Below are 21,294 nucleotides of genomic sequence, written 5' to 3' on the forward strand. Positions count from 1 at the left end.
GAGAAGATATATTTATAGAGAAGAAACTTTCTACAGGAGATCGTATCTTCCGAGGATTATCGGGTGTAGCGGATGTAGCATTGACGGGGTATGGAACGTATAGAGGACTTAGACCACGAAAAGGAACAACGAAGGTTGTTGTTTCAGAGAAAGCCGGTGGGGCTAAATCTTCTGGAGAAGATATATTTAATTATACAAACAAAGTAAATGAGCATATGGCTAGTCCTGGTAGAGCAGTTCCAGCTCAAACCTTGAAAGAAGCAATCAAAGGTGGTACTCCAATGCCTGACCCAAGAGGGTCTAGCGCAACAATGTATTATAGTGAAATCTATATTAATGGCAAAAAATATAATTTTGAGGTGCTTTATGATAAGGCAACAAATACTATTTATCACTTTAAATATGACAGACGACCATTAGGTCCATTGCCAGCAGTCCCAAAACAATAATACTGGAGGAAAATTATTATGACAAAAAAAGAGCAACTATATTATTTATTAAATGGTCTGAATCATGGGGAAATAGAGATTAACAATTTTACAAATCAGTTTATGAAAATTTTTGATTTAGAAATAGATTATGATGAATTGTCGAAAAAAGAATATACAGTTTTAGGAAATGTGTCCGATATGGCAGCTAGATTTTCTGATAATGCAGAAGATTTGAAATTACCTAATGTGTACTATAGCGAAAAGCAAATTAGAGATGAAGTATCTCATGCTTTAAAAGAATTAATGTAATCTATATTAAAAAAAGGTACTTTATCACGAAACTGATAATCAAGTTGCCAATAGCTACTAAAAGCTAGCTGCATTTATTGTACAAAAGTTCAAGGCATTTTCCATTAGTTGGAAAGTGTCTTTTTCAATTTAGTTAAGGCAATTTTCTCCCTAATAACCAACTAATCTGAGCATAAGGAAGAAAAAGATTTTCGTTCAATACACATACGGCTGACACTAGAAGTTTTGTAGAAATAAGCCATTCAACATGTACCAGACACACTTTCTGGCGGAGTAGATCAGCCATTTTACAATGCGATGGATTCTTTGATAGAAAAATTAAGTAACATGAACATCATGGGCTACGAAACAATGGCAAGGGGATCATTTTCTAACGGCGTAAATAGTGCCGGTGTCGCCATGCCTAAAATGAAAGTGACATTAGAAGACCTTTTAGGAAATAGTTCTCCCCTAACGGACTATCTTCGTGTAGAATATAATCAGATGAAGCAACAAATCGGTGAAGTCAGTTTTGAAGACTATAAAAGAATGGCTTTTGCGGATACCTCTTTTGATTACTATTCTAGAAAAGAAGAAATAAAGGATTTAGCCGTAACATTAGTGATAAATGGTGCATTACTAGCAATAGGCGGCGCATTACCGTGGCCAGTCATGGTGGCGTTAGGACTGGCTTCTGGTGGAAAGAATATCAGTGATACTTTACGTGGAAAAGACCTAGTTACAGGGAAAAAGCTATCTGCAGGAGACCGTATTTTACGAGGATTATCAGGAGTTGCGGATGTAGCCTTAGCGGGCTATGGAACGTATAAAGGACTTAGACCACGAAAAGGAACGACGAAGGTGGTTGTTTCTGGGAAAGGTAGTGGGGGTAAAGTTCCTAAACTTTCTAGTTTGTCCGAAGCAGAAAAACTTAAAATTGCTAATCAATATAAGCAGACTGCACCAGTAGGTATTCCTGACAGTGCAAAAATTAATGCCAAGACTATGAATGCTGGTTATGAACAAATTATTTATAAGTGGAATGATGGTCAATTTAAGTATGAAGTAAGGTGGCATACAAGAACTCCAGGAGCACCTGTAGAACAAGGTAATACATGGGTTGTTCAAAGAACAGTACCTGGAAATGGAGGAAACAAGCCACAAACATTCTTTAAAGTTGGTGATAATGAATGGGTAGAAGGATATAAATGGTATGATGCTATAAATGCTAGAAAAGCAGGAAATGCTACTCCAGAACAAATAAAAATTTTAGATAAGGGTCATTGGAAGGAATGAATTAGATGATTGATAGTAGGTTTTATGAAGGTTTTGAGGGCGAAGCAGAGCTTACCTTTGTTGCTGATAATAATAAACTTGTAATTTGGAATGGCTATTTCGAGACTATTTTAGATAACTTATTAGATTGTAATGTAGAAAAAGAGGGAATTGTGAAGGAATATTTTAATCATGAAGGATGGTATGATGATTCACCATGGTTGATAAAAGATAATTCTCTTACTATTAATCAATTAAAACGTTTTGATATTAACAAAATTAATCAAACTTCAATGAAAGATGAGCTAGAAGAAGTGGTTCAAACGATTATTTCATTTTTAGAAAATAATCGTTTGAGTAAAATCTATATTGAATACGAATAATCAAAAAACAAAAAAGGCACTCAATCACAAGACTGGTAATCAAGTGATTGAGCCTTGACTAGTAAGGACTAAACTCACTAATCAAGTTGCCAATAGCTAACAAAAGTTAGCTGTATTTATTGTACAGAAATTCAAAGAACTTTTCTAGTCTTTTTGAAGGTTTATTTGAAGTACAATAATTCAGTTAGACAATGAAAAGTTATTGTGGACGGTATTAGTGAGGAAACAACCACTGATACCGTTTTTTGTGTATAGAAAAAGAAAGGAAGTAAAAAAATGTTATTAACAGAAAACAAGCAACCAATTAAAGAAATTAGTCACCAAGATATTTACGCACTTTATGAAGTATGGGAACAACTGTAATCATGGTAAGAAGTACTACCAGTTTTGGAAAAGTTTTTCGAAGATAAAAATAACCCCATCAACAAGCAACAAATCGCAGAAAATACTATGTCTGTTCACAAGTCATTATGTTGTTTTACCTAGATTTTAGTCAAACTATGCAAAGAGAATGGGAAAATAATTGTTAGAGGTTGCGGATCAAGAAAAAGATTTAAAGGAGAACTAATTTCAATTTTTGAATTGTCGATTAATCTTATTACAACAAGCCATTCAACATGTACCAGACACACTTTCTGGTAGTGTAGATCAGCCATTTTACAATGCGATGGATTCCTTGATAGAAAAATTAAGTAACATGAACATCATGGGCTACGAAACAATGGCAAGAGGGTCATTTTCTAACGGCGTAAATAGTGCCGGTGTCGCCATGCCTAAAATGAAAGTGACATTAGAAGACCTCTTAGGAAATAGTTCTCCCTTAACGGACTATCTTCGTGTAGAATATAATCAGATGAAGTAACAAATCGGTGAAGTCAGTTTTGAAGACTATAAAAGAATGGCTTTTGCGGATACCTCTTTTGATTACTATTCTAGAAAAGAAGAAATAAAAGATTTAGCTGTAACATTAGTGATAAATGGTGCATTACTAGCAATAGGCGGCGCATTACCGTGGCCAGTCATGGTGGCGTTAGGACTGACTTCTGGTGGAAAGAATATCAGTGATACTTTACGTGGGAAAGATCTATTTACAGGCAAAAAGCTATCTGCAGGAGACCGTATTTTACGAGGATTATCGGGTGTTGCAGATGTAGCCTTGGCGGGGTATGGAACGTATAAAGGGCTTAGACCACGAAAAGGAACGACGAAGGTGGTTGTTTCAGAGAAAGCCAGTGGGGCTAAATTAGATTTTAGCAGTAATAAATTTTCTGGAATAGAAGGAATGACAAAGGCTGATATTTTAGATGGTCTACCAGATGGTTGGAAATATACAGAAAACAATGGGTTTATTCATATTAGAGATTCAAGTGGAAAAGTTAGAATGAAAATTGATCCACCAGATAATGTGACAAAGTTTGATCATGTACACTTATTTGACAATAACGGAAATCCAATAGACATAAATGGAAATATTGTGAATCGAAAGAGTTCAGATGCACATATCCCATACAAAAAATAGGAGGAAATATGGGAAAAATTGAAATGATACAAAAAGTGATTGAGGATACAGAATACTGGGATGCTAGGGTATTTGATTGTAAAACACTATATTTTGGTGATGAAGTTCATGTTATATTTGAGGGAGAAGAGAATCAAGTATATACAATTAAATTCATGAATTGTTATAAAGTATCGTACCAAAACAGCTTTGCTCCAGATACTAATATGAAAGTAAAGGACATGAGCAAAGGACAACTAGGATATTTTATGCAAGATATTTCTATGGAAAAGTATGGAGATAATGAAGAGTTTATTGAGTGTTCCCTTAATCTATCAATTATGATGATTTCTATAGTTTGTAAAGATATTGTTGTGGAAGAATTAGATGGAAAAAATATTTCTTTTTTTTGGGAAGATGAGTAATAGAATAAAAAAAGCATTATATTACACGCTTTATATCAGATGAGAAATTTTCAACTAGGAACTCTATGCCTACTAACTTCGTTTTCCATGAATTAAAGTGGCAAGAAATAATTAAGGTTTCACCCACTATTTTGCTAGATTCTGAGGGTGAAGTAAAAAAGGTTTAAAAGAACAAATTTAAATGCTAAAGCAAACGGTGGGCATGTTATGCTGAAAAGGATCGAGGGACAAGTCAAAGTACTAGCTATTTTGTGAGTTCCTCGGGCACTATCAAAAGCACATGCCCTAGAAAACAATACAATGAATTTTACAGACATTTCTAAACAGAACGAACCCGCACAAATAACAGGATTAAACGTAGATATTCCCCAACTAAATTCATCAGACGGCTCACCAGAATTAGTATCCTATATGGGAGATAGTAGCAAAGTTAAATCATATGAACAACAATTAGCACTCGAAAAAAATCAAGGATTCCTTTCTTTAAGAAGTAATCTCCCTGGTGCAGTAATCTACGTATCATTTTTGCCAAAAGGTATAATGGGGGACATAATAGAGGGAGATATCAGCAAAGATAAAATTGTATCTGTAGGCACTCAAAATACAGCTACATCTGTACGAGCAGAGTATGTATATTATAAAGTTGACTGATGTGGTTCCAAAAAAAAGAAACGAAATTTGAATAAACGGTGTGAGCAGAAGCAACGACTTAGAAAAAGAGGTGTGAAACAAAAGTGAATTTCATTTTGTTTCACACCTTTTTTCACTTGACGTACTCTTCTCCTTCTGGTAAATTAGTTCTTGCTAGTAAATCGTAAATGTTACGATTTGGTGAATATAAATCGAAATGAGGACATAGAGATGAGAAAAAATAGTTGGAAATATATTGTCGGTTTGCTACTAGCAGTAGTGATTTTTACACTGACGGCCTGTGGACAAACAAATGAGCCGGAGAAATCTGCGAAAAGTGATAAAATAAAAGTTGTAACCACCTTTTACCCAATGTACGATTTTGCTAAGAATGTAGTAGGTGATGCTGGGGATGTTGAGTTACTGATTCCAGCAGGCACAGAACCTCATGATTATGAACCAAGTGCGAAGGATATTGCTAAAATAACAGATGCAGATGTATTTGTTTACAATAGTCATGAATTAGAAACTTGGGTCAAAGATGTTTTGGAAAATGTTGACGAAAAAAAAGTTGCCGTTGTAGAAGCAGCAAGTTCAATTAACCTAATGGAAGGGGCTGCCCAAGAGCACGATCATGATGAGGAAGAAGCTGAGCATGATGGTCATCATGACCACGATCATGAATTAGATCCTCACGTTTGGTTGGATCCTGTTTTAGCGCAGAAAGAAGTCGAAGCAATTCATGATGCTTTAGTGAAGAAATACCCTGAACAAAAAGCAACATTTGAAAAAAATACGGCTACGTATATTGAAAAATTAAAAGAATTAGATACAGAATACAAAGAAGCCTTTAGAGCGGCTAAAAATAAAACCTTTGTGACACAACATGCAGCGTTTGGTTATTTAGCAAAACAATATGGTTTGACACAAGAATCAATTTCTGGAATATCTCCAGATCAAGAGCCTTCACCAAGCCGTTTGGCAGAGTTAAAAAAATATATTAAAGAACATAATGTGTCAGTAATTTATTTCGAAACATCTGCGTCATCAAAAGTTGCTGAAACCTTGGCGCGTGAAACAAAAGTAGAATTAGCAGTCCTTAATCCGTTAGAAAGTATTACTAAAAAAGAACAGGAACAAGGTGAAGATTATATTTCAGTAATGAAAACCAATCTTGAAGCATTGAAGAAAAGTATCAAATAAAGTCGGGTATTATTTGAAAGAAGGAGTAAATTCATGCATTATCTAGAAGTCAAAGACCTCACATTTTACTATGATGATGAGCCAGTCTTAGAAGATGTTTCATATTATGTTGACCCTGGTGAATTTGTGATTCTAACAGGGGAAAATGGTGCAGCGAAATCAACACTGATCAAGAGTACTTTAGGATTATTGAAGCCAACTAAAGGAGAAATCACGATCGCAAAAGAAAATACCACAGGTGAAAAACTGAGTATTGGCTATATTCCTCAGCAAGTGGCGTCATTTAATGCTGGTTTTCCAAGTACAGTGATTGAGTTAGTTCGCTCCGGACGTTTTCCACGTAATCGCTGGTTTAAACCTTTAACAAAAAGAGATCATCAGCATGTAGAAAAAGCCTTAAAAGCAGTAGGTATGTGGGACATGCGTCATAAACGGATTGGTGAACTTTCTGGTGGGCAGAAACAACGCATCAGTTTGGCTCGTATTTTTGCGACAGACCCTGATTTGTTTATTTTAGATGAACCAACAACAGGAATGGATGAAACGTCTAGAAATGAATTTTATCGTCTTTTAAGGCATAATGCGCATGATCATGGAAAAGCGATTTTGATGATTACTCACGATCATGAAGATATCAAATCGTATGCAGATCGCCAAATTCGTTTAGTTCGGAAGGAGGATTCACAATGGAGATGCTTTCATATGAGTTCATGAGAAAAGCTTTTTTAGCTGCAACGTTTATCTCGGTGATTGCACCAATGCTAGGTGTGTTTCTCGTGATCAGAAGACAATCCTTAATGGCGGATACTCTTTCTCATGTATCACTCGCCGGAGTCGCTTTGGGGTTTTTCTTAAATTGGAATCCAGATATCATGACGTTGGTCGTTGTGATCATAGCTGCAATTATTTTAGAATATCTACGGATGATTTATAGTACGTACTCAGAAATTTCGATTGCGATTTTAATGTCAGGTGGTTTAGCGTTAGCTCTGGTACTGATGAACCTCAGTGGAGGAAATTCTGCTGCTAGTATTCAATCGTATTTGTTTGGTTCAATCGTGACGATCACATGGCAACAAGTCATTATTTTGGCTGTGTTGCTTGTAGTATTAGTGATTCTGTTTATTTTATTCAAGCGTCCAATGTATGTTTTGACCTTTGATGAAGATACAGCTCATGTGGATGGGTTGCCGATTCATTGGATGTCGATGTTGTTCAACGTGATTACAGGTGTGGCGATTGCGGTGATGATTCCTATTGCTGGCGCTTTATTGATTTCAGCAATCATGGTCTTACCCGCTGCAATCGGGATGCGAATTGGTAAAGGATTTAATACGGTGATTATTATTAGTGTAATTATGGGCTTGGTTGGTATGCTAACTGGCTTGACGGGTTCTTATTACTTAGAAACACCACCAAGTGCTAGTATCACGTTGATTTTTATCGGTCTATTTATCCTTGTTAGTATTATCCGTAAATTAGTGATGATAATGCAACGAAATAAGAAAATGAGTCAGAGATAAACAGGTTTATATTTCTAAGGTTTGTGTCCATCAGAAATTGTATAAAAAGTTTAGTTTATTTTTTGCCCAATGTTTTACAAGGAGACTTAGATAAAAGGAATGTCCCTCAAAAAATTAGAAGAAAAACTAATTTTTTTGGGGACATTCAGTTTTTAAATATCAAATTCGTCTAAAATCTCTCGAACATCATCTGTCGAGTTCGTTCCCATCAATTTAACTCGCAAATCACTGGCACCAGGAAATCCCTTAACATAAATCTTAAAGAAACGATGCAAACCCACGATCGAACGGGGAGCAATTTCAGAATACTGATCTTGTAAATCAAGTTGCATCTTTAATAATCCAAGCAGTTCTTGAGGAGAATGTTCTCTTGTCTCCTTCTCAAACGCATAAGGATTCTTAAAAATCCCTCGTCCAATCATAATCCCATCTACACCATACCGTTTTGCAAGTTGTAAACCTACTTTCCGATCGGGAATATCTCCATTGATTGTAATCAGCGTTTGAGGTGCAACACGCTCACGGATTGCCATAATTTGAGGGATCAAGTCCCAATGGGCGTCGACTTTGCTCATCTCATTTCTTGTCCGTAAATGAACAGAAAGATTGACAATATCTTGCTGCAATAAGTGAGTGATCCAATCTTCCATTTCAGCGATTTCTGCATAACCGATCCGTGTTTTAACGCTAACAGGGAGACCGCCAGATTTTGCGGCTTGAATCAATTCAGCTGCCACTTCTGGTCGTAAAATAAGACCGCTCCCTTTCCCCCGTCTAGACACATTAGGCACGGGACAGCCCATATTGATATCGATACCTTTAAACCCCATATCGGCTAATCCAAGGCTCATTTCTTTGAAGAACTCAGGGTTATCCCCCCAAATATGAGCGACCACTGGCTGTTCATCTTCAGTGAAAATTAAACGTCCCCGTACACTCTCTTTTCCATCTGGATGGCAATAACTATCCGAATTTGTAAATTCAGTAAAAAAGACATCGGGTGCGCCAGCTTTTTTGACAACATGGCGAAAGACGACATCCGTCACATCTTCCATTGGTGCTAAAATAAAAAAAGGCTTTGGTAATTCCGCCCAAAAATTATTCATCATATAATCCCCACTCTATTACTTTTGGTAACATTCTAAAAAACATAATCATTATACTAATAATATTAGAAAGAATCAAAACCTAGTACTTTGAAGAATCTATTTGGTATGCTTCTAGAATAAAGTAGCAGAAATAATCATCACGGCTGGGTCAAAAAACTTCGGAAATAAGCTTGTCTTAGCTTTTAATCTGAGTATGTGTTGTTAACTATTTAATTACTGTCCATTCACTAAGTGTTTTACCATTAGTGTCGATCAATTCTAACCAGCTATTTGTACCACCAAAATATAAAAATAGACCAAGTTCATTTACACTTTTTAGAATGATATCGTCAGTAGTGACGAAGTTTTTCACTTTGTCTTTATGGTCTTCTCGGATTCTTTGGCCCATTTTTGCTGAAAACCCCAGAGAACCATCTTTATTAAGTGGTGGATCGGTCATCATTGTTGCCCCAGCTTTTAAAAATATTTCATTTCGTTTATGCCAAAGAGCGGTTGCTTTGCTGTGTCTTGTATCAATAAAAAATTCGATTTGGCTGACTTCTTTTGTCCATTTATGGCGTGCTTTTGCAGGTTGGTTTTTTATTTTTTTAGGTTCTTCCTGATGTTTTAAGTGATAGCCAAATTTTTCAATTACTAAAAGCACTTTATTTTTGTAAGCGACAACGGATTTTTCGTGGCTTGCTGGGATTTTTGTTTCTGGTTCTGACACATTAGCAAGTTTGATGTTGTTTTCAAGAGCTTCTGTGATGAACTGCTGTACTAAATAGTTTAATTCAATGTCCCAAGATGGAGTAATCGTGATTATTTTGTTAAAATCCACTTCATTTTGGAAAGTACCAGTTGCAGCTTTTCCTATTGAAATAATCGTGTTGTCTCTTATTAGAATATAGACCACTGGTTGATCTAATGTGATATCTCCGTTACCGTCAAGTATATTGATGACCCCTTGTTGGTCGTTAAATGCAACAGTTGTACTGGTTTCTGTGATAAGGACAGATAGTTTAATTTCCATAATTAGGCTCCTTTAGAAACTGAAAGTAAGTTCGGTGCTTGTTCTTAGTGCGCACTTTTGATTTTATCACGAAAATAAAAATAAGTCTGTTAACCGAAGTTTATCTATTGACATTTCTAACTAATCACAGTAAGATTTTAAATGTAACTATTTCAGTTACTAACGATTGGAGTGATAGACATGGCCATGTCCACAAAATTAAGCGTGGCGATCCATATTCTCAGTTTGATTGAAATCGGTCCGCCCGATCGTGTTAATTCTGAATTCATCGCATCGAGTGTGAATACTAATCCAGTTGTTATTAGACGATTGATGAGCAAGTTAAAGAAAGCTGGGCTCATTTATGCAAGTAGAGGTGCTACCCAAACGTACTTGCTGAAAAGAACAGAAGATATTTCCCTTTATGATATTTATGAAGCAGTCGAATTAGACCGCGAAGTATTTAATATCCACCAAAACCCTAATCCAAACTGTCTAGTAGGAGCAACTATTCAAACGGCTTTAGAAGAACAATATATCCAAGTTCAGCAAAGTATGGAAACAGAATTAAAAGAGATTGCTTTATCTGATGTAATGAATCAAATTAAGCAGCAAGAGAATTGAATACATCTCTTCTCTTTTTAAATTTAAATGTAACAAAAAAAGTTCCATTAGAGGGAGGAAGATAAACATGAAAGTAGCAATTTTAGGAGCAAACGGAAAAGCAGGTTCAGCAATTTTGAGAGAAGCAAAAAAACGAGGTTTAGATGTAACAGCGATCGTTCGTGACTCGAACAAAATCACAGACAATACACCAGTGATCGAAAAAGATGTCTATCATTTAACCACTGAAGATGTGAAGGGGTTTGATGTTTTAGTTAGTGCTTTAGGTTTTTGGGGAGATGTTAGTGAATTTACTGGATCGACACAGCGGATGATAGATATTTTAGCAAATCAAAAAATACGTTTATTGGTTGTCGGTGGTGCTGGAAGTTTATTTGTAAATCCTGAACATACTATACGTTTAAGTGAAACACCCGATTTTCCAGAAGCGTTCAAACCATTAGCTACGGCAATGGGCAAAGGATTGGACTTGTTGGAAGCAGCTAAAGATCTTAATTGGACGTATATTAGTCCAGCAGCAGAATTTGATGCTGAAGGTTCAGCAACAGGTAAATATGTTGTGGCTGGTGAAGAGTTAGAAGTAGGTGAAGATGGCAAAAGCTATATCTCATACGCGGATTACGCGATTGCAATGGTCGATGAAATTGAAAAGAATCTACATCCGAACCAAAGATATAGTGTCCATCAATAAAAGATGATTCGAGAGAAGGTAAGACAGAAGTATTTAATCCTAAGAAATAAGAAATAAGAAAGAAGAAGCGTAGGAGCTGCTTTTGCATCACCGTTTATCCAGTTTTAGAGTATGAAATAAAAGTGATTTTTACTTTTGCTTCATACTTTTTTAAACTATTCCATATAAAAAAATGATAAATTTCTGAAAGACGGTTCTAAGGTAAAAGAGAAACGGATTCTTTATAACGGCTAATTTTATGAGTGAAGAGCGTATAATAATGAATAATTTAACGATAAGTAAGTTTAAGGGGTTCACGACGTATCATTTAGAAATAATTAAGATTGTTTTAATGTTTATCGACCATATTCGCCAAATATTTGTTCCGGTAGAGTGCCGGATTTTAACCTTACGAGAAGCAAAAAAATAGATGTTGCATTTGTATTTAGGTGTATGGAGGTCATCGCGCTGGGGAGTTTTACTTTGCAACAGAGTATGGGGGATGAAGAAGTTCAGCTAATAAACAATATTTTTCGTGATCGTTTAGCGGGTACGTTGATGAGGTATGGAATCGATAAAATTTCTGAAGGGTATTCAAATAAAAAATTTATCAAAATAATAATAGGTATCGTCATTATACCATTTCCGCTTATCTCTTCTTGAATTTTGGTGGAACTTATGTTGAATCCAAGTACAATCAAGGTGCCAAATTTTATCCTAGCGATATTATTTACTGAAAATAGTTTGATGGTAATACTGATTCTATTGATGTATTTGGCAAAAAAATCAACGTTGGCTCCAATGTGGGCTGATTGCTTTAGTAGCTATACTATCCTTTTTCTAAGGTTCAACACAATGGCTGATGATTTGCTCAGTAATTCCTATTTTAATGTTTAATGCGAAAAAGGAATGAAAGACTTCTTTTATTTTTTTCTATCCATTGCATAGCTGGATTTTATATTTGATTTCTGCTGATATGTTTATGTATTGATTAAAAATAGAAAATATTTTTTTAAATGAGATCGTCCGTTTTGTGTTTTTTTGGGCGGACGATCTCTTTTCGTACTATTAAGGGTAGCATTTAGAGCAAGGCGTTAATCCTCTAGCTCGTGCTTCCTCCAATGTTGCGGGAGTATAGGTTCCATTACCACACTTGTGGGTATGATATTTTTCTCCAGTTCGAGTAACTAGAACCATTTCTTCCGTTCCTTGTGTATCTGGTACAGGAGTTTCTGGTATTTGAGCGGCAGCGGCCTGCTGTTCAACAGCGGCTCTTTGTGCCTCTTGCTCGGCTTTTTTTTGAGCTTCAGCCACTTTTTTTGCTTCTTCTTTTTGAGCCGTTAGTGTTTGTTTGACCTTGTTCGCTCGGTTTGTTAATTCAGTATTGCCGTTCGGTAACTCTTTGATTCTAGCAATGGCTTGATTGTAATGATCATCTGTAGGTTCTTGTTCGGCTTTTTCCACAGCTGAACGAGCGGCGGCGATTTGTCTTTCTGCCGTTTCTTTTTCTGTGATTTTTTGTTGAACAGTTGTTAAACGCTTCAGTAAAGAATCCTTATTTAAAGTTGCTTTGGTTACTAAAGCTGCTGCTGAATCGACATGTTCTTTTGTTTGTTTTTTTTCTGCTAGTTCAACCGCTTCATAAATCGGCACATTTTCTTTTACAATCGCTAAACGTTTGGTGAAGTCATCTTGTTCTTTCGTTAACGAAGTGATACGAGTTGCCGCTTCGTCATAATTTTTTTGCGTAGGTTTACTTTCAGCTAAAACTAGGGAAGTTTCAGCTTTTTTAAGTGTTTCTTGCTCTTGCTTTTCACCATTTAAAAAAGCAACGAACGCTTTTGAAGGTTTGATTTCGACCGTTTTAGCTTTGTCTTTATTGCCGATGGAAGCGACAAAAGTTAGTTTTTGTGGCTGATCGTCTGTTAACGTTATTTTGTGAGAAAATTTACCATTTTTTGTTTTGATTTTTTCCCCAGCTACAGTTATCTGGCTCTGATCATTAGTCGTTCCTTCAATGATTGCAGTTCCTTGATTGTTTGTTTCTATTGATTTTTCAGCTAAATTAACTTGTGGCGATGTAGGTGATAAAGTAATCGAACCAACTAGAACGATAAAACTAGCTCCAGTTAAAAGTAAAGCCTTTTGTTTCGGTTGTTTCTTGAAGAGCGCTCTTAATGAAAGGAAACTTCCGATGATTAGTCCTAGAAAACTTATAAGTGCAATAAATACTACCATATTTTTCTTTTCCCCTTTCTAACTCAATAAATAAATTATATCATATTACCATTTGAATGATAAAAATTTTACTATTTTAAATAATAAATATGGCTAAAACATTTCACAGGAACAAAAAAAATTCATATGATAAAATGAAATAGGAATCGTTTTCGTATCTTATTAGAGAAGAGGAGAAAAATGAAAGCAGAGATTATTGCAGTTGGTACAGAGTTGTTATTAGGGCAAGTTGTCAATACAAATGCAACGTTTTTATCAGAAGAATTAGCAGATTTAGGAATTGAGGTGTATTATCATACCGTTGTGGGGGACAATCCGCAACGGTTGGAACAATTATTAGTTGATGCCGAGTATCGCAGTGACTTAATCGTTTTATGTGGTGGCTTAGGACCAACAGATGATGATTTAACCAAAGATACTGTTGCCACACACATTCATCGCCCTTTAGTCCAAGACGAGCAGGCACTTACTCGTCTTCATGAGTTCTTTTCTTTTTCAAAAAACAAAATGACGGAAAATAATTTAAGACAAACCCTGATAATTGATGGTGGATTCGCTGTCCAAAATCCTACGGGGTTAGCAGTGGGAACATTGATCACCGAACAAGAGACGACCTATTTATTAATGCCAGGTCCTCCCAATGAATTAAAACCTATGTTTCAGCAAAATGCTCGTCCATTATTGGAAGAGCTGTTCCCGCAAAAAGAGCAACTGATATCCAGAGTTTTAAGATTTTATGGGATTGGGGAGTCACAATTAGTGACTGATTTAAAGGAGTTGATCGACACACAAACCAACCCCACAATCGCTCCATACGCTAAGCCGAATGAGGTAACGCTGCGCTTAACAGCTAAAATCGCTGATGAACAATTAGGTCAGCAGTTATTAGATCGTTTGGAGGCTGAAGTTATGACTAGAGTTGGCGAGTATTTCTATGGGTATGGTGATGATAATAGCTTAGTGAAAGTCACAGTAGATACACTAAAAAGACATGGAAAAACCATAACAGCCGCTGAAAGTCTTACAGCAGGTCTTTTTCAAAGTATGTTAGGCGATATTTCAGGTGTTTCAGAAGTGTTTAAGGGTGGTTTTGTCACCTATTCTGCTGAGACAAAAGCGAATTTTTTAGGTGTAAATCCTGAGCTGATTGAAAAAGAAGGAACAGTTAGCGAAGCTTGTGCGATCGCCATGGCAGAGCAAGCAAGAAAATTAGCCAATGCAGATTTTGCGTTATCCTTCACAGGTGTAGCAGGTCCAGATGAATTAGAAGGGCAGTCAGCAGGAACAGTATGGATTGGTTTAGCGCAAAAAGGGCAAACGACTGTAGCTATACTTCAACATTTTAATCGTGATCGAAAGTATATTCGTCAAAGTGCAGTGATGAAAGGTTTAGATCTAATTCGAAGAGCAGTAGATAAGAAAAAATAAAAAGGCGAATGTTTGTTCGTTTTTCTCTTGCTTTTTTTAAATAAACCAGTTATGATATATTTATTGAAAAGGAATTTAAATCGTTTATATATAAGGAGGATTATCGATTGGCAGATGATCGTAAAGTGGCTTTAGACGCCGCATTAAAAAAAATAGAAAAGAACTTTGGTAAAGGTTCAGTAATGAAATTAGGGGAAAAGATCGATCAACAAATCTCAACTATTCCTAGTGGTTCACTAGCTTTGGATGTGGCATTAGGTGTTGGTGGTTATCCTCGCGGACGAATCGTTGAAGTCTATGGACCGGAAAGTTCTGGTAAAACAACTGTTGCATTGCATGCGATCGCATCTGTACAACAACAAGGCGGAACAGCTGCATTTATTGATGCTGAGCATGCTTTAGATCCTCAGTACGCACAGGCATTGGGTGTTAATATCGATGAACTACTTCTTTCACAACCAGATACTGGTGAACAAGGATTAGAAATTGCAGATGCATTAGTTTCTAGTGGTGCGATAGATATCGTTGTTATTGACTCTGTAGCAGCATTGGTACCTCGTGCAGAGATCGATGGTGAGATGGGCGCAAGTCACGTTGGGTTGCAAGCACGTTTAATGTCACAAGCTTTACGTAAGCTATCAGGATCGATTAATAAGACGAAGACAATTGCAATCTTTATAAACCAAATTCGTGAAAAAGTCGGTGTAATGTTCGGTAACCCTGAAACGACACCTGGTGGTCGTGCTTTGAAATTCTATGCAACTGTTCGTTTAGAGGTAAGACGTGCAGAGCAACTGAAGCAAGGAACAGACATCATCGGTAACCGTACAAAAATCAAAGTTGTTAAAAACAAAGTAGCACCGCCATTTAAAGTAGCTGAAGTAGACATCATGTATGGTCAAGGTATTTCTCAAGAAGGAGAATTACTTGATATGGCTGTCGAAAAAGACATTGTTGATAAGAGTGGTGCGTGGTATAGCTATAAAGAAGAACGAATCGGTCAAGGCCGTGAAAATGTCAAAGTTTACATGACTGAACATCCAGAAATGGTTGAAGAAGTTTCTAAACGTGTCCGTGATGCATTCGGTATTGGTGATGGAACGGCTATCGTTGAAGAAGAACAGGCGCAAGAAGAACTTCCCCTTGAAGAAGAATAATATTGATTACAAAGCAAACCAATGAAAGCTGTCAAAAGCATTTTGTTGGTTTGTTTTTTTGTACAATAGTCATTATTTTCGACAAAGGAGATCTTTAAATCAGAAAGGGCTTTTTTGAGTTGACACACTGGTGCACAAACATTAGAATAAAGTTGTGTGTAAAACACGTATGCAAGTAGGCATATTGATAATTGATTATAGTTTATCAGAAAACTACATGAATATTGAAAATTTGAAGATAGTACGGAGGTGGAAACAATGGGTTTAGGAATTCTCCTCGCTATCATCGGTTTAGTTGTCGGTCTTGGTTTAGGGTTAGTCGTTGCAAAATCACGTCATGAAAAGGCTATAGATGGTGCAAAGTCCTCTGCAGAAGTCATAATTGAAAGTGCCAATAAAGAAGCAGAAACTCTGAAAAAAGAAGCTTTATTAAAAGCTATGGAAGAAAACCAGAAGTATCGATCAGAAATTGAAAGTGAGTTGAAAGAAAGCAAAGTAGAACTTAAATCTCAAGAAAATCGTTTATTACAACGAGAACAAACGTTAGATCGTAAAGATGATTCTCTTGGGAAACGTGAAAACTCACTGGAAGAAAAAGAAGAGAAACTTGGTGCTAGACAGCAATTAATTGATGAGCGAGAAAAAGATGTAGAAGAACTAGTTGAAAAGCAACACCAAGAAATAGAACGTATTGCTTCACTATCTAAAGATGAAGCAAAAGGTATCATCATGAAATCAACAGAAGAAGAATTAAGTCATGAGTTAACAGTAATGGTCAAAGAATCTGAACAACGTGCCAAAGAAGAATCAGATCGTAAAGCCAAAAACTTACTTTCTCTAGCGATTCAACGATGTGCAGCTGATTCAGTTTCAGAAACGACTGTCTCTGTTGTCAGCTTACCGAATGATGAGATGAAAGGAAGAATCATCGGACGTGAAGGACGTAACATTCGTACATTAGAAACCTTAACAGGAATTGACTTGATTATTGATGATACGCCAGAAGCCGTGGTACTTTCAGGATTTGATCCAATTCGTAGAGAAATCGCTCGTATGACACTTGAAAAATTAATTCAAGATGGCCGGATCCATCCAGCCCGCATTGAAGAAATGGTTGAAAAATCTCGTAAAGAAATGGATGAACGTATTCGTGAATACGGTGAACAGGCGGCATTTGAAGTAGGTGCTCACACATTACATCCCGATCTAATCAAAATTTTAGGGCGTTTACGTTTCCGTACAAGTTATGGTCAAAATGTACTGAACCACTCAATCGAAGTCGCTAAATTAACGGGTGTCCTAGCCGCAGAAATTGGCGAAGATGTTCAATTAGCAAAACGTGCCGGTTTATTACATGATATTGGTAAAGCGCTAGATCATGAAATCGAAGGCTCTCACGTTGAGATCGGTGCTGAATTAGCTGCAAAATACAAAGAAAATTCAACAGTCATCAATGCAATTGCATCTCATCATGGCGATGTAGAAGCAACCTCTGTTATTTCTGTATTAGTTGCTGCAGCAGACGCCTTATCTGCTGCTAGACCAGGTGCACGCAGCGAGTCAATGGAAAACTATATCCGACGCTTAGAAAACTTAGAAAATATTTCTAATGGATTCGAAGGGGTTGAATCTAGTTTTGCTGTACAAGCTGGTCGTGAAGTCCGCGTGATGGTTAAACCAGATGAAATCACAGATTTAGAAGCTGTTCGTTTAGTTAGAGATATTCGTAAGAAAATCGAAGACGACCTAGATTACCCAGGACACATCAAAGTGACTGTTATTCGGGAGACACGTGCAGTAGATTATGCGAAATAAGTCAAAAAAAGAGGCGACGCATCAGTAGCGTGCTTCTTTTTTTATGGTTTAAATTAGAAAAAAATCAGAATATTTTTACTAAACCTATCCTAGGTTTTTAATTGTCATAGACATAGAACTCTGATATATTTTGTATAGCTTTTATTAAAATTGGGGGTTTTTTATATGAAATTAAAGAAAAGTGCTTTGCTAGGATTAATTGCAGTATCGAGTATTGTCCTAGTTGCATGTGGCGGAAACGCTAAAAATGCCAATAGCGGTTCAGGCAGTGATGAAAAAGTATTTAGATTCATTGAAAGACAAGAAATGCCAAGTGCAGATCCTTCACTTGCAACAGATGAGGTAAGTTTTGTTGCATTGAACAATGTCTACGAAGGAATTTACCGCTTAGATAAAGATAGTAAACCTCAACCTGCTGGTGCGTCTGAAATGGCTGAAGTCAGTGAAGATGGCCTGACGTACAAAATCAAATTACGAGAAGATGCAAAATGGACAGATGATAAATCAGTAACAGCCGCAGATTTCGTTTACGGATGGCAGAGAACAGTTGACCCTGCGACTGGATCAGAATATGCTTATATGTTCAATTCCATAAAAAATGCTGAGAAGATTTCCAAAGGTGAAATGAAAAAAGAAGAACTCGGCATTAAAGCTATTGGTGATTACGAATTAGAAATCAACTTGGAAAAAGCAACACCATATTTTGATTACTTATTAGCGTTTCCATCATTCTTACCGCAAAGACAAGATGTTGCTGAAAAATATGGAAAAGATTACACAACAGCGAGCGATAAAGCTGTCTACAACGGACCATTTACGTTAACGGATTTTGACGGACCAGGAACGGATACAAGCTGGTCTTACACAAAAAATGATAAATACTGGGATAAAGATACAGTTAAATTGGATAAAGTAGCAATCGATGTTGTAAAAGAAGCACCGACTTCATTGAACTTATTCCAAGATGGACAAGCAGACGAAGTGCCGTTATCTGGTGAATTAGCGCAACAAATGAAAAATGAACCAGATTACATCGTCCTAAAAGGAGCATCAACTTTCTATCTTGAACCAAATCAAAGAGATGCGGATTCACCTTATCGCAATGCGAATTTGCGTAAAGCGATATCTTATGCAATTGATCGCGATGCCTTAGTTGAGCAAATTTTAGCAAATGGTTCTGCTGTTCCAATGGGGCTTGTTCCAGAAGGTTTAGCGACTGATCCAAAAACAGATAAAGACTTTGCGAAAGAGACAGGCGAAGAAGCTATTTATGATGTTGATAAAGCAAAAGAATCATGGAAGAAAGCAAAAGACGAATTAGGTATTTCTACACTATCAGTAGATTTATTGATCGATGATACTGACAATGCAAAGAAAATGGCTGAATATCTACAAGGTTCACTATCTGACACATTAGAGGGATTAAAAGTATCCGTTAGCCCAGTACCTTTCTCTGTTCGTTTAGATCGCTCAAACAAAGGTGACTTCCAAATCGCTGTTAGCGCTTGGGGTGCTGATTATGCTGATCCAAGTAGTTTCTTAGATCTATTTACGACAGATAACTCTTATAATAGAGGTCATTATTCAAATCCAGAGTATGACAAGTTAGTAGAAAGTGCCGCAACAACTAATGCAAATAATCCAGAAGCACGCTGGAAAGATATGCTAGATGCTGAAAAAATTATCATGGATGATATGGGTGTTATTCCTTTGTATCAAAAAGCTGAAGCGCACCTTCGTTCTGAAAAAGTCAAAGATGTTGTGCACCACTCAACTGGTGCGAAATATGACTTTAAATGGGCGTATATTGAAGAATAATAATAAATAGAAAGAAGCTCTTCCAGCAGTTTTGCGGAAGAGCTTCTTTGTTTTATACATGACAAATGTCATACAGATTCATGACAAGATCATCTAACAAGGTTACCGAGCTTCGGATAAGATAGACATGTAGGCAAAGGGGAGAAAAAAATGATCATAGTAAATAATTTAACCAAAATAATCAATAAAAAAACAATCCTAAATCAAGTGTCATTAGCTGTGGACAAAGGGGAAATCATCGCATTAGTTGGACCAAATGGTGCTGGGAAAACGACACTGATTAATTGTTTAACAGGTTTAGTTCGCCCAACGAATGGAGCAATCGCACTCTTTGGAGAAAATCCAATGAATAAAGAAACTAAAATCAATATTGGTGTGATGCTTCAAGAAAGCACGACATTAGAAAATGTTAAAGTCAAAGAGCTGTTTACTTTATTTCGCAGCTTTTATCCAAAACCACTATCATTAACGGAACTGTTAGACTTGACAGGCTTAAATGAGCATCAAAATACGTACACAACTAAATTATCTGGAGGGCAAAAACGCCGGCTAACATTTGGTCTATCGATTATTGGTAATCCAGAACTGTTATTTTTAGATGAACCGACAACAGGAATGGATGTAACTAGCCGCAACATTTTCTGGGAAAAAATCAATAAACTAAAAGAACAGGGTAAAACAATCATTTTAACGACACATTACTTAGAAGAAATTGAAAAAGTTGCCACTCGAATTTTACTGATGAAACAAGGGGAAATCGTTCATGATGGTACAATGAATAGTATTCAGACTGAAATGCTCCAAAATAAAGTGAGTTTTCAGTTACTAGATAAAAAAGCTGAAGCGAAGTTAGCAGGATTACCGTATGTTTCAACAATAGAAAAAGAGACAGAGAAAATCACGCTATATACCTCAAATAGTGATGAAACACTCAGAGCATTATTAGCAGTTGACATCAGATTTAAGGGGCTATTAATCATCCCAGGGAATTTAGAAACGATCTTTAATACCTTAGTCGAGGAGGAAAACAAATGAACGCATTTGCTATACAAACTAAAACAGATCTAAACCGTTCGTTCGTTAGAAGTAAAACATTTATCTTTTTTTCATTAGGAATGCCAGTTGGATTCTACTTACTGTTTACTAAGGTATTTAATATGGGGATCCCAGAAGAACATATGTCTGTTTTTTACAAAGAAAGTATGATCCAAATGGCGACATATAGCGTGATGATCAGCTCACTATTTTCTTTTTCCATGACCTTGATCGAAGATCGCAAGCAAGGAGTTAAGCAGTTTTTACGTCTATCACCTCTTCCAGAAAGTGTTTATTACGCTAGCAAAATGTTGACGCAATTTCTAATCAATATTTTATTGCTGATGATGATTTTTCTAGTAGGATATTTCGTTAATGGAGTGCAAATGAGTGCAACAGCTTGGCTGACTAGCGGCTTATGGATTTTATATGGTTGTTTACCAATCATAGCACTTGCTACGATCATCAGTTTAGTGAAAGATCCTAATACCGCAAGTGTACTAAATAATATGGTCCTAATGCCATTGGCGATTGTCAGCGGATTGTGGTGGCCGATCAATATGTTTCCTGAAGTGGTTCAAAAAATTGCCGCAACGCTACCAACATTTTATGCGGCACAAGGAGCTAAACAATTGGCAGATGGGCAACTACCAGATAGGAAAGGAATGTTGATTATTTTTATTTATTTCGTTGTAATTATGGTATTATCGATATATCTGAATGGTCATAAAGAAGAAATGAAACGTTAGGGGA

Annotated in this window: 23 protein-coding genes; 20 read left to right on the top strand and 3 right to left on the bottom strand. The window is 36.5% G+C overall.

Translation table 11 applies throughout. From position 1 onward, the window contains the following. The first annotated feature begins 80 nt into the window (after positions 1-80). The 11 genes from AC4BBR_RS00570 to AC4BBR_RS00620 all read left to right on the top strand — a co-directional run bounded on the left by AC4BBR_RS00570 (position 81) and on the right by AC4BBR_RS00620 (position 7,656). Positions 81-449, top strand: a complete 369-nt coding sequence (locus tag AC4BBR_RS00570) for a hypothetical protein (RefSeq protein ID WP_490460671.1) — start codon at positions 81-83, stop codon at positions 447-449. An 18-nt stretch (positions 450-467) separates the two neighbouring features. Next, positions 468-740, top strand: a complete 273-nt coding sequence (locus AC4BBR_RS00575) for a hypothetical protein (protein ID WP_490460672.1) — start codon at positions 468-470, stop codon at positions 738-740. Between the two features lie 306 nt (positions 741-1,046). Beyond that, entirely contained in the window at positions 1,047-2,015 is a 969-nt protein-coding gene (locus tag AC4BBR_RS00580) for a pre-toxin TG domain-containing protein (protein WP_490460673.1), read from the top strand. Between the two features lie 5 nt (positions 2,016-2,020). Then, on the top strand, positions 2,021-2,377 hold the full coding sequence (locus AC4BBR_RS00585) for a hypothetical protein (protein WP_490460674.1): 357 nt from the start codon (positions 2,021-2,023) through the stop codon (positions 2,375-2,377). 577 nt (positions 2,378-2,954) lie between these two features. After that, positions 2,955-3,239 (top strand): hypothetical protein, encoded by a 285-nt coding sequence (locus tag AC4BBR_RS00590; RefSeq protein WP_490460675.1) that lies wholly within the window; start codon positions 2,955-2,957, stop codon positions 3,237-3,239. Between the two features lie 36 nt (positions 3,240-3,275). Further along, the gene (locus AC4BBR_RS00595) at positions 3,276-3,896 is read left to right on the top strand and encodes a pre-toxin TG domain-containing protein (RefSeq protein WP_490460676.1); all 621 of its coding nucleotides are present in this window, start codon (positions 3,276-3,278) and stop codon (positions 3,894-3,896) included. An 8-nt stretch (positions 3,897-3,904) separates the two neighbouring features. After that, complete coding sequence (locus AC4BBR_RS00600) at positions 3,905-4,300, top strand: hypothetical protein (protein WP_490460677.1); 396 nt, start codon at positions 3,905-3,907, stop codon at positions 4,298-4,300. 300 nt (positions 4,301-4,600) lie between these two features. Beyond that, positions 4,601-4,951 carry a hypothetical protein gene (locus AC4BBR_RS00605; RefSeq protein WP_490460678.1) on the top strand — a complete coding sequence of 117 codons (351 nt, stop codon included), beginning with the start codon at positions 4,601-4,603 and terminating at the stop codon, positions 4,949-4,951. Between the two features lie 210 nt (positions 4,952-5,161). Continuing rightward, a complete protein-coding gene (locus AC4BBR_RS00610; RefSeq protein WP_490460679.1) occupies positions 5,162-6,133 on the top strand; it encodes a metal ABC transporter substrate-binding protein in 972 nt (323 codons plus the stop codon). A gap of 33 nt (positions 6,134-6,166) precedes the next feature. Beyond that, positions 6,167-6,847, top strand: a complete 681-nt coding sequence (locus AC4BBR_RS00615) for a metal ABC transporter ATP-binding protein (RefSeq protein ID WP_490460680.1) — start codon at positions 6,167-6,169, stop codon at positions 6,845-6,847. Next, positions 6,820-7,656, top strand: coding sequence for a metal ABC transporter permease (locus tag AC4BBR_RS00620; RefSeq protein WP_490460681.1), 837 nt, complete (start codon positions 6,820-6,822; stop codon positions 7,654-7,656). Before AC4BBR_RS00615 ends, AC4BBR_RS00620 begins: the two co-directional genes overlap by 28 nt. 152 nt (positions 7,657-7,808) lie before the next feature. On the opposite strand, the gene AC4BBR_RS00625 is transcribed toward AC4BBR_RS00620, so the two are convergent. Together AC4BBR_RS00625 and AC4BBR_RS00630 are read right to left on the bottom strand one after the other, a co-directional pair. After that, positions 7,809-8,765: a tRNA dihydrouridine synthase gene (locus AC4BBR_RS00625; protein WP_490460682.1), complete on the bottom strand. Its 957-nt coding sequence runs from the start codon at positions 8,763-8,765 to the stop codon at positions 7,809-7,811. Between the two features lie 205 nt (positions 8,766-8,970). Further along, on the bottom strand, positions 8,971-9,777 hold the full coding sequence (locus AC4BBR_RS00630; protein WP_490460683.1) for a hypothetical protein: 807 nt from the start codon (positions 9,775-9,777) through the stop codon (positions 8,971-8,973). Positions 9,778-9,957: 180 nt separating this feature from the next. On the opposite strand from AC4BBR_RS00630, the gene AC4BBR_RS00635 reads away from it, so the two are divergent. The 3 genes from AC4BBR_RS00635 (at position 9,958) to AC4BBR_RS00645 (ending at position 11,713) form a co-directional block, all read left to right on the top strand. Further along, positions 9,958-10,380 (top strand): Rrf2 family transcriptional regulator, encoded by a 423-nt coding sequence (locus AC4BBR_RS00635; RefSeq protein ID WP_490460684.1) that lies wholly within the window; start codon positions 9,958-9,960, stop codon positions 10,378-10,380. A gap of 67 nt (positions 10,381-10,447) precedes the next feature. After that, positions 10,448-11,071 (top strand): NAD(P)-dependent oxidoreductase, encoded by a 624-nt coding sequence (locus AC4BBR_RS00640; RefSeq protein ID WP_490460685.1) that lies wholly within the window; start codon positions 10,448-10,450, stop codon positions 11,069-11,071. A 462-nt stretch (positions 11,072-11,533) separates the two neighbouring features. Continuing rightward, the gene (locus AC4BBR_RS00645) at positions 11,534-11,713 is read left to right on the top strand and encodes a hypothetical protein (protein WP_490460686.1); all 180 of its coding nucleotides are present in this window, start codon (positions 11,534-11,536) and stop codon (positions 11,711-11,713) included. 405 nt (positions 11,714-12,118) lie between these two features. Here AC4BBR_RS00645 and AC4BBR_RS00650 read toward each other — a convergent pair whose 3' ends face one another. Beyond that, a complete protein-coding gene (locus AC4BBR_RS00650) occupies positions 12,119-13,288 on the bottom strand; it encodes a tripartite tricarboxylate transporter TctB family protein (RefSeq protein WP_490460687.1) in 1,170 nt (389 codons plus the stop codon). A gap of 180 nt (positions 13,289-13,468) precedes the next feature. Between AC4BBR_RS00650 and AC4BBR_RS00655 the strand changes: the two genes are divergently transcribed. The 6 genes from AC4BBR_RS00655 to AC4BBR_RS00680 all read left to right on the top strand — a co-directional run bounded on the left by AC4BBR_RS00655 (position 13,469) and on the right by AC4BBR_RS00680 (position 21,290). Continuing rightward, positions 13,469-14,716 (top strand): competence/damage-inducible protein A, encoded by a 1,248-nt coding sequence (locus AC4BBR_RS00655; protein ID WP_490460688.1) that lies wholly within the window; start codon positions 13,469-13,471, stop codon positions 14,714-14,716. A 107-nt stretch (positions 14,717-14,823) separates the two neighbouring features. Next, positions 14,824-15,873 carry a recombinase RecA gene (gene recA, locus AC4BBR_RS00660; protein ID WP_490460689.1) on the top strand — a complete coding sequence of 350 codons (1,050 nt, stop codon included), beginning with the start codon at positions 14,824-14,826 and terminating at the stop codon, positions 15,871-15,873. A gap of 258 nt (positions 15,874-16,131) precedes the next feature. After that, positions 16,132-17,688, top strand: coding sequence for a ribonuclease Y (gene rny / locus AC4BBR_RS00665; protein WP_490460690.1), 1,557 nt, complete (start codon positions 16,132-16,134; stop codon positions 17,686-17,688). Between the two features lie 165 nt (positions 17,689-17,853). Continuing rightward, the gene (locus AC4BBR_RS00670) at positions 17,854-19,506 is read left to right on the top strand and encodes a peptide ABC transporter substrate-binding protein (RefSeq protein WP_490460691.1); all 1,653 of its coding nucleotides are present in this window, start codon (positions 17,854-17,856) and stop codon (positions 19,504-19,506) included. A 150-nt stretch (positions 19,507-19,656) separates the two neighbouring features. Further along, on the top strand, positions 19,657-20,541 hold the full coding sequence (locus tag AC4BBR_RS00675) for an ABC transporter ATP-binding protein (RefSeq protein WP_490460692.1): 885 nt from the start codon (positions 19,657-19,659) through the stop codon (positions 20,539-20,541). Further along, complete coding sequence (locus AC4BBR_RS00680) at positions 20,538-21,290, top strand: ABC transporter permease (RefSeq protein WP_490460693.1); 753 nt, start codon at positions 20,538-20,540, stop codon at positions 21,288-21,290. Before AC4BBR_RS00675 ends, AC4BBR_RS00680 begins: the two co-directional genes overlap by 4 nt. Positions 21,291-21,294: the final 4 nt, after the last annotated feature.

The organism is Enterococcus sp. AMC1251 (assembly GCF_058216535.1).

Excerpts from the sequence above, each read along its gene's own strand:
- AC4BBR_RS00605 (WP_490460678.1), top strand. The coding sequence starts at position 4,601 with ATGAATTTTACAGACATTTCTAAACAGAACGAACCCGCACAAATAACA.
- AC4BBR_RS00630 (WP_490460683.1), bottom strand. The coding sequence starts at position 9,777 with ATGGAAATTAAACTATCTGTCCTTATCACAGAAACCAGTACAACTGTT.
- AC4BBR_RS00575 (WP_490460672.1), top strand. The coding sequence starts at position 468 with ATGACAAAAAAAGAGCAACTATATTATTTATTAAATGGTCTGAATCAT.
- AC4BBR_RS00670 (WP_490460691.1), top strand. The coding sequence starts at position 17,854 with ATGAAATTAAAGAAAAGTGCTTTGCTAGGATTAATTGCAGTATCGAGT.
- AC4BBR_RS00635 (WP_490460684.1), top strand. The coding sequence starts at position 9,958 with ATGGCCATGTCCACAAAATTAAGCGTGGCGATCCATATTCTCAGTTTG.
- AC4BBR_RS00620 (WP_490460681.1), top strand. The coding sequence starts at position 6,820 with ATGGAGATGCTTTCATATGAGTTCATGAGAAAAGCTTTTTTAGCTGCA.
- AC4BBR_RS00650 (WP_490460687.1), bottom strand. The coding sequence starts at position 13,288 with ATGGTAGTATTTATTGCACTTATAAGTTTTCTAGGACTAATCATCGGA.
- AC4BBR_RS00595 (WP_490460676.1), top strand. The coding sequence starts at position 3,276 with ATGGCTTTTGCGGATACCTCTTTTGATTACTATTCTAGAAAAGAAGAA.
- rny (WP_490460690.1), top strand. The coding sequence starts at position 16,132 with ATGGGTTTAGGAATTCTCCTCGCTATCATCGGTTTAGTTGTCGGTCTT.
- AC4BBR_RS00600 (WP_490460677.1), top strand. The coding sequence starts at position 3,905 with ATGGGAAAAATTGAAATGATACAAAAAGTGATTGAGGATACAGAATAC.
- AC4BBR_RS00640 (WP_490460685.1), top strand. The coding sequence starts at position 10,448 with ATGAAAGTAGCAATTTTAGGAGCAAACGGAAAAGCAGGTTCAGCAATT.
- AC4BBR_RS00610 (WP_490460679.1), top strand. The coding sequence starts at position 5,162 with ATGAGAAAAAATAGTTGGAAATATATTGTCGGTTTGCTACTAGCAGTA.
- AC4BBR_RS00615 (WP_490460680.1), top strand. The coding sequence starts at position 6,167 with ATGCATTATCTAGAAGTCAAAGACCTCACATTTTACTATGATGATGAG.
- AC4BBR_RS00655 (WP_490460688.1), top strand. The coding sequence starts at position 13,469 with ATGAAAGCAGAGATTATTGCAGTTGGTACAGAGTTGTTATTAGGGCAA.
- AC4BBR_RS00625 (WP_490460682.1), bottom strand. The coding sequence starts at position 8,765 with ATGATGAATAATTTTTGGGCGGAATTACCAAAGCCTTTTTTTATTTTA.
- AC4BBR_RS00675 (WP_490460692.1), top strand. The coding sequence starts at position 19,657 with ATGATCATAGTAAATAATTTAACCAAAATAATCAATAAAAAAACAATC.
- AC4BBR_RS00585 (WP_490460674.1), top strand. The coding sequence starts at position 2,021 with ATGATTGATAGTAGGTTTTATGAAGGTTTTGAGGGCGAAGCAGAGCTT.
- AC4BBR_RS00680 (WP_490460693.1), top strand. The coding sequence starts at position 20,538 with ATGAACGCATTTGCTATACAAACTAAAACAGATCTAAACCGTTCGTTC.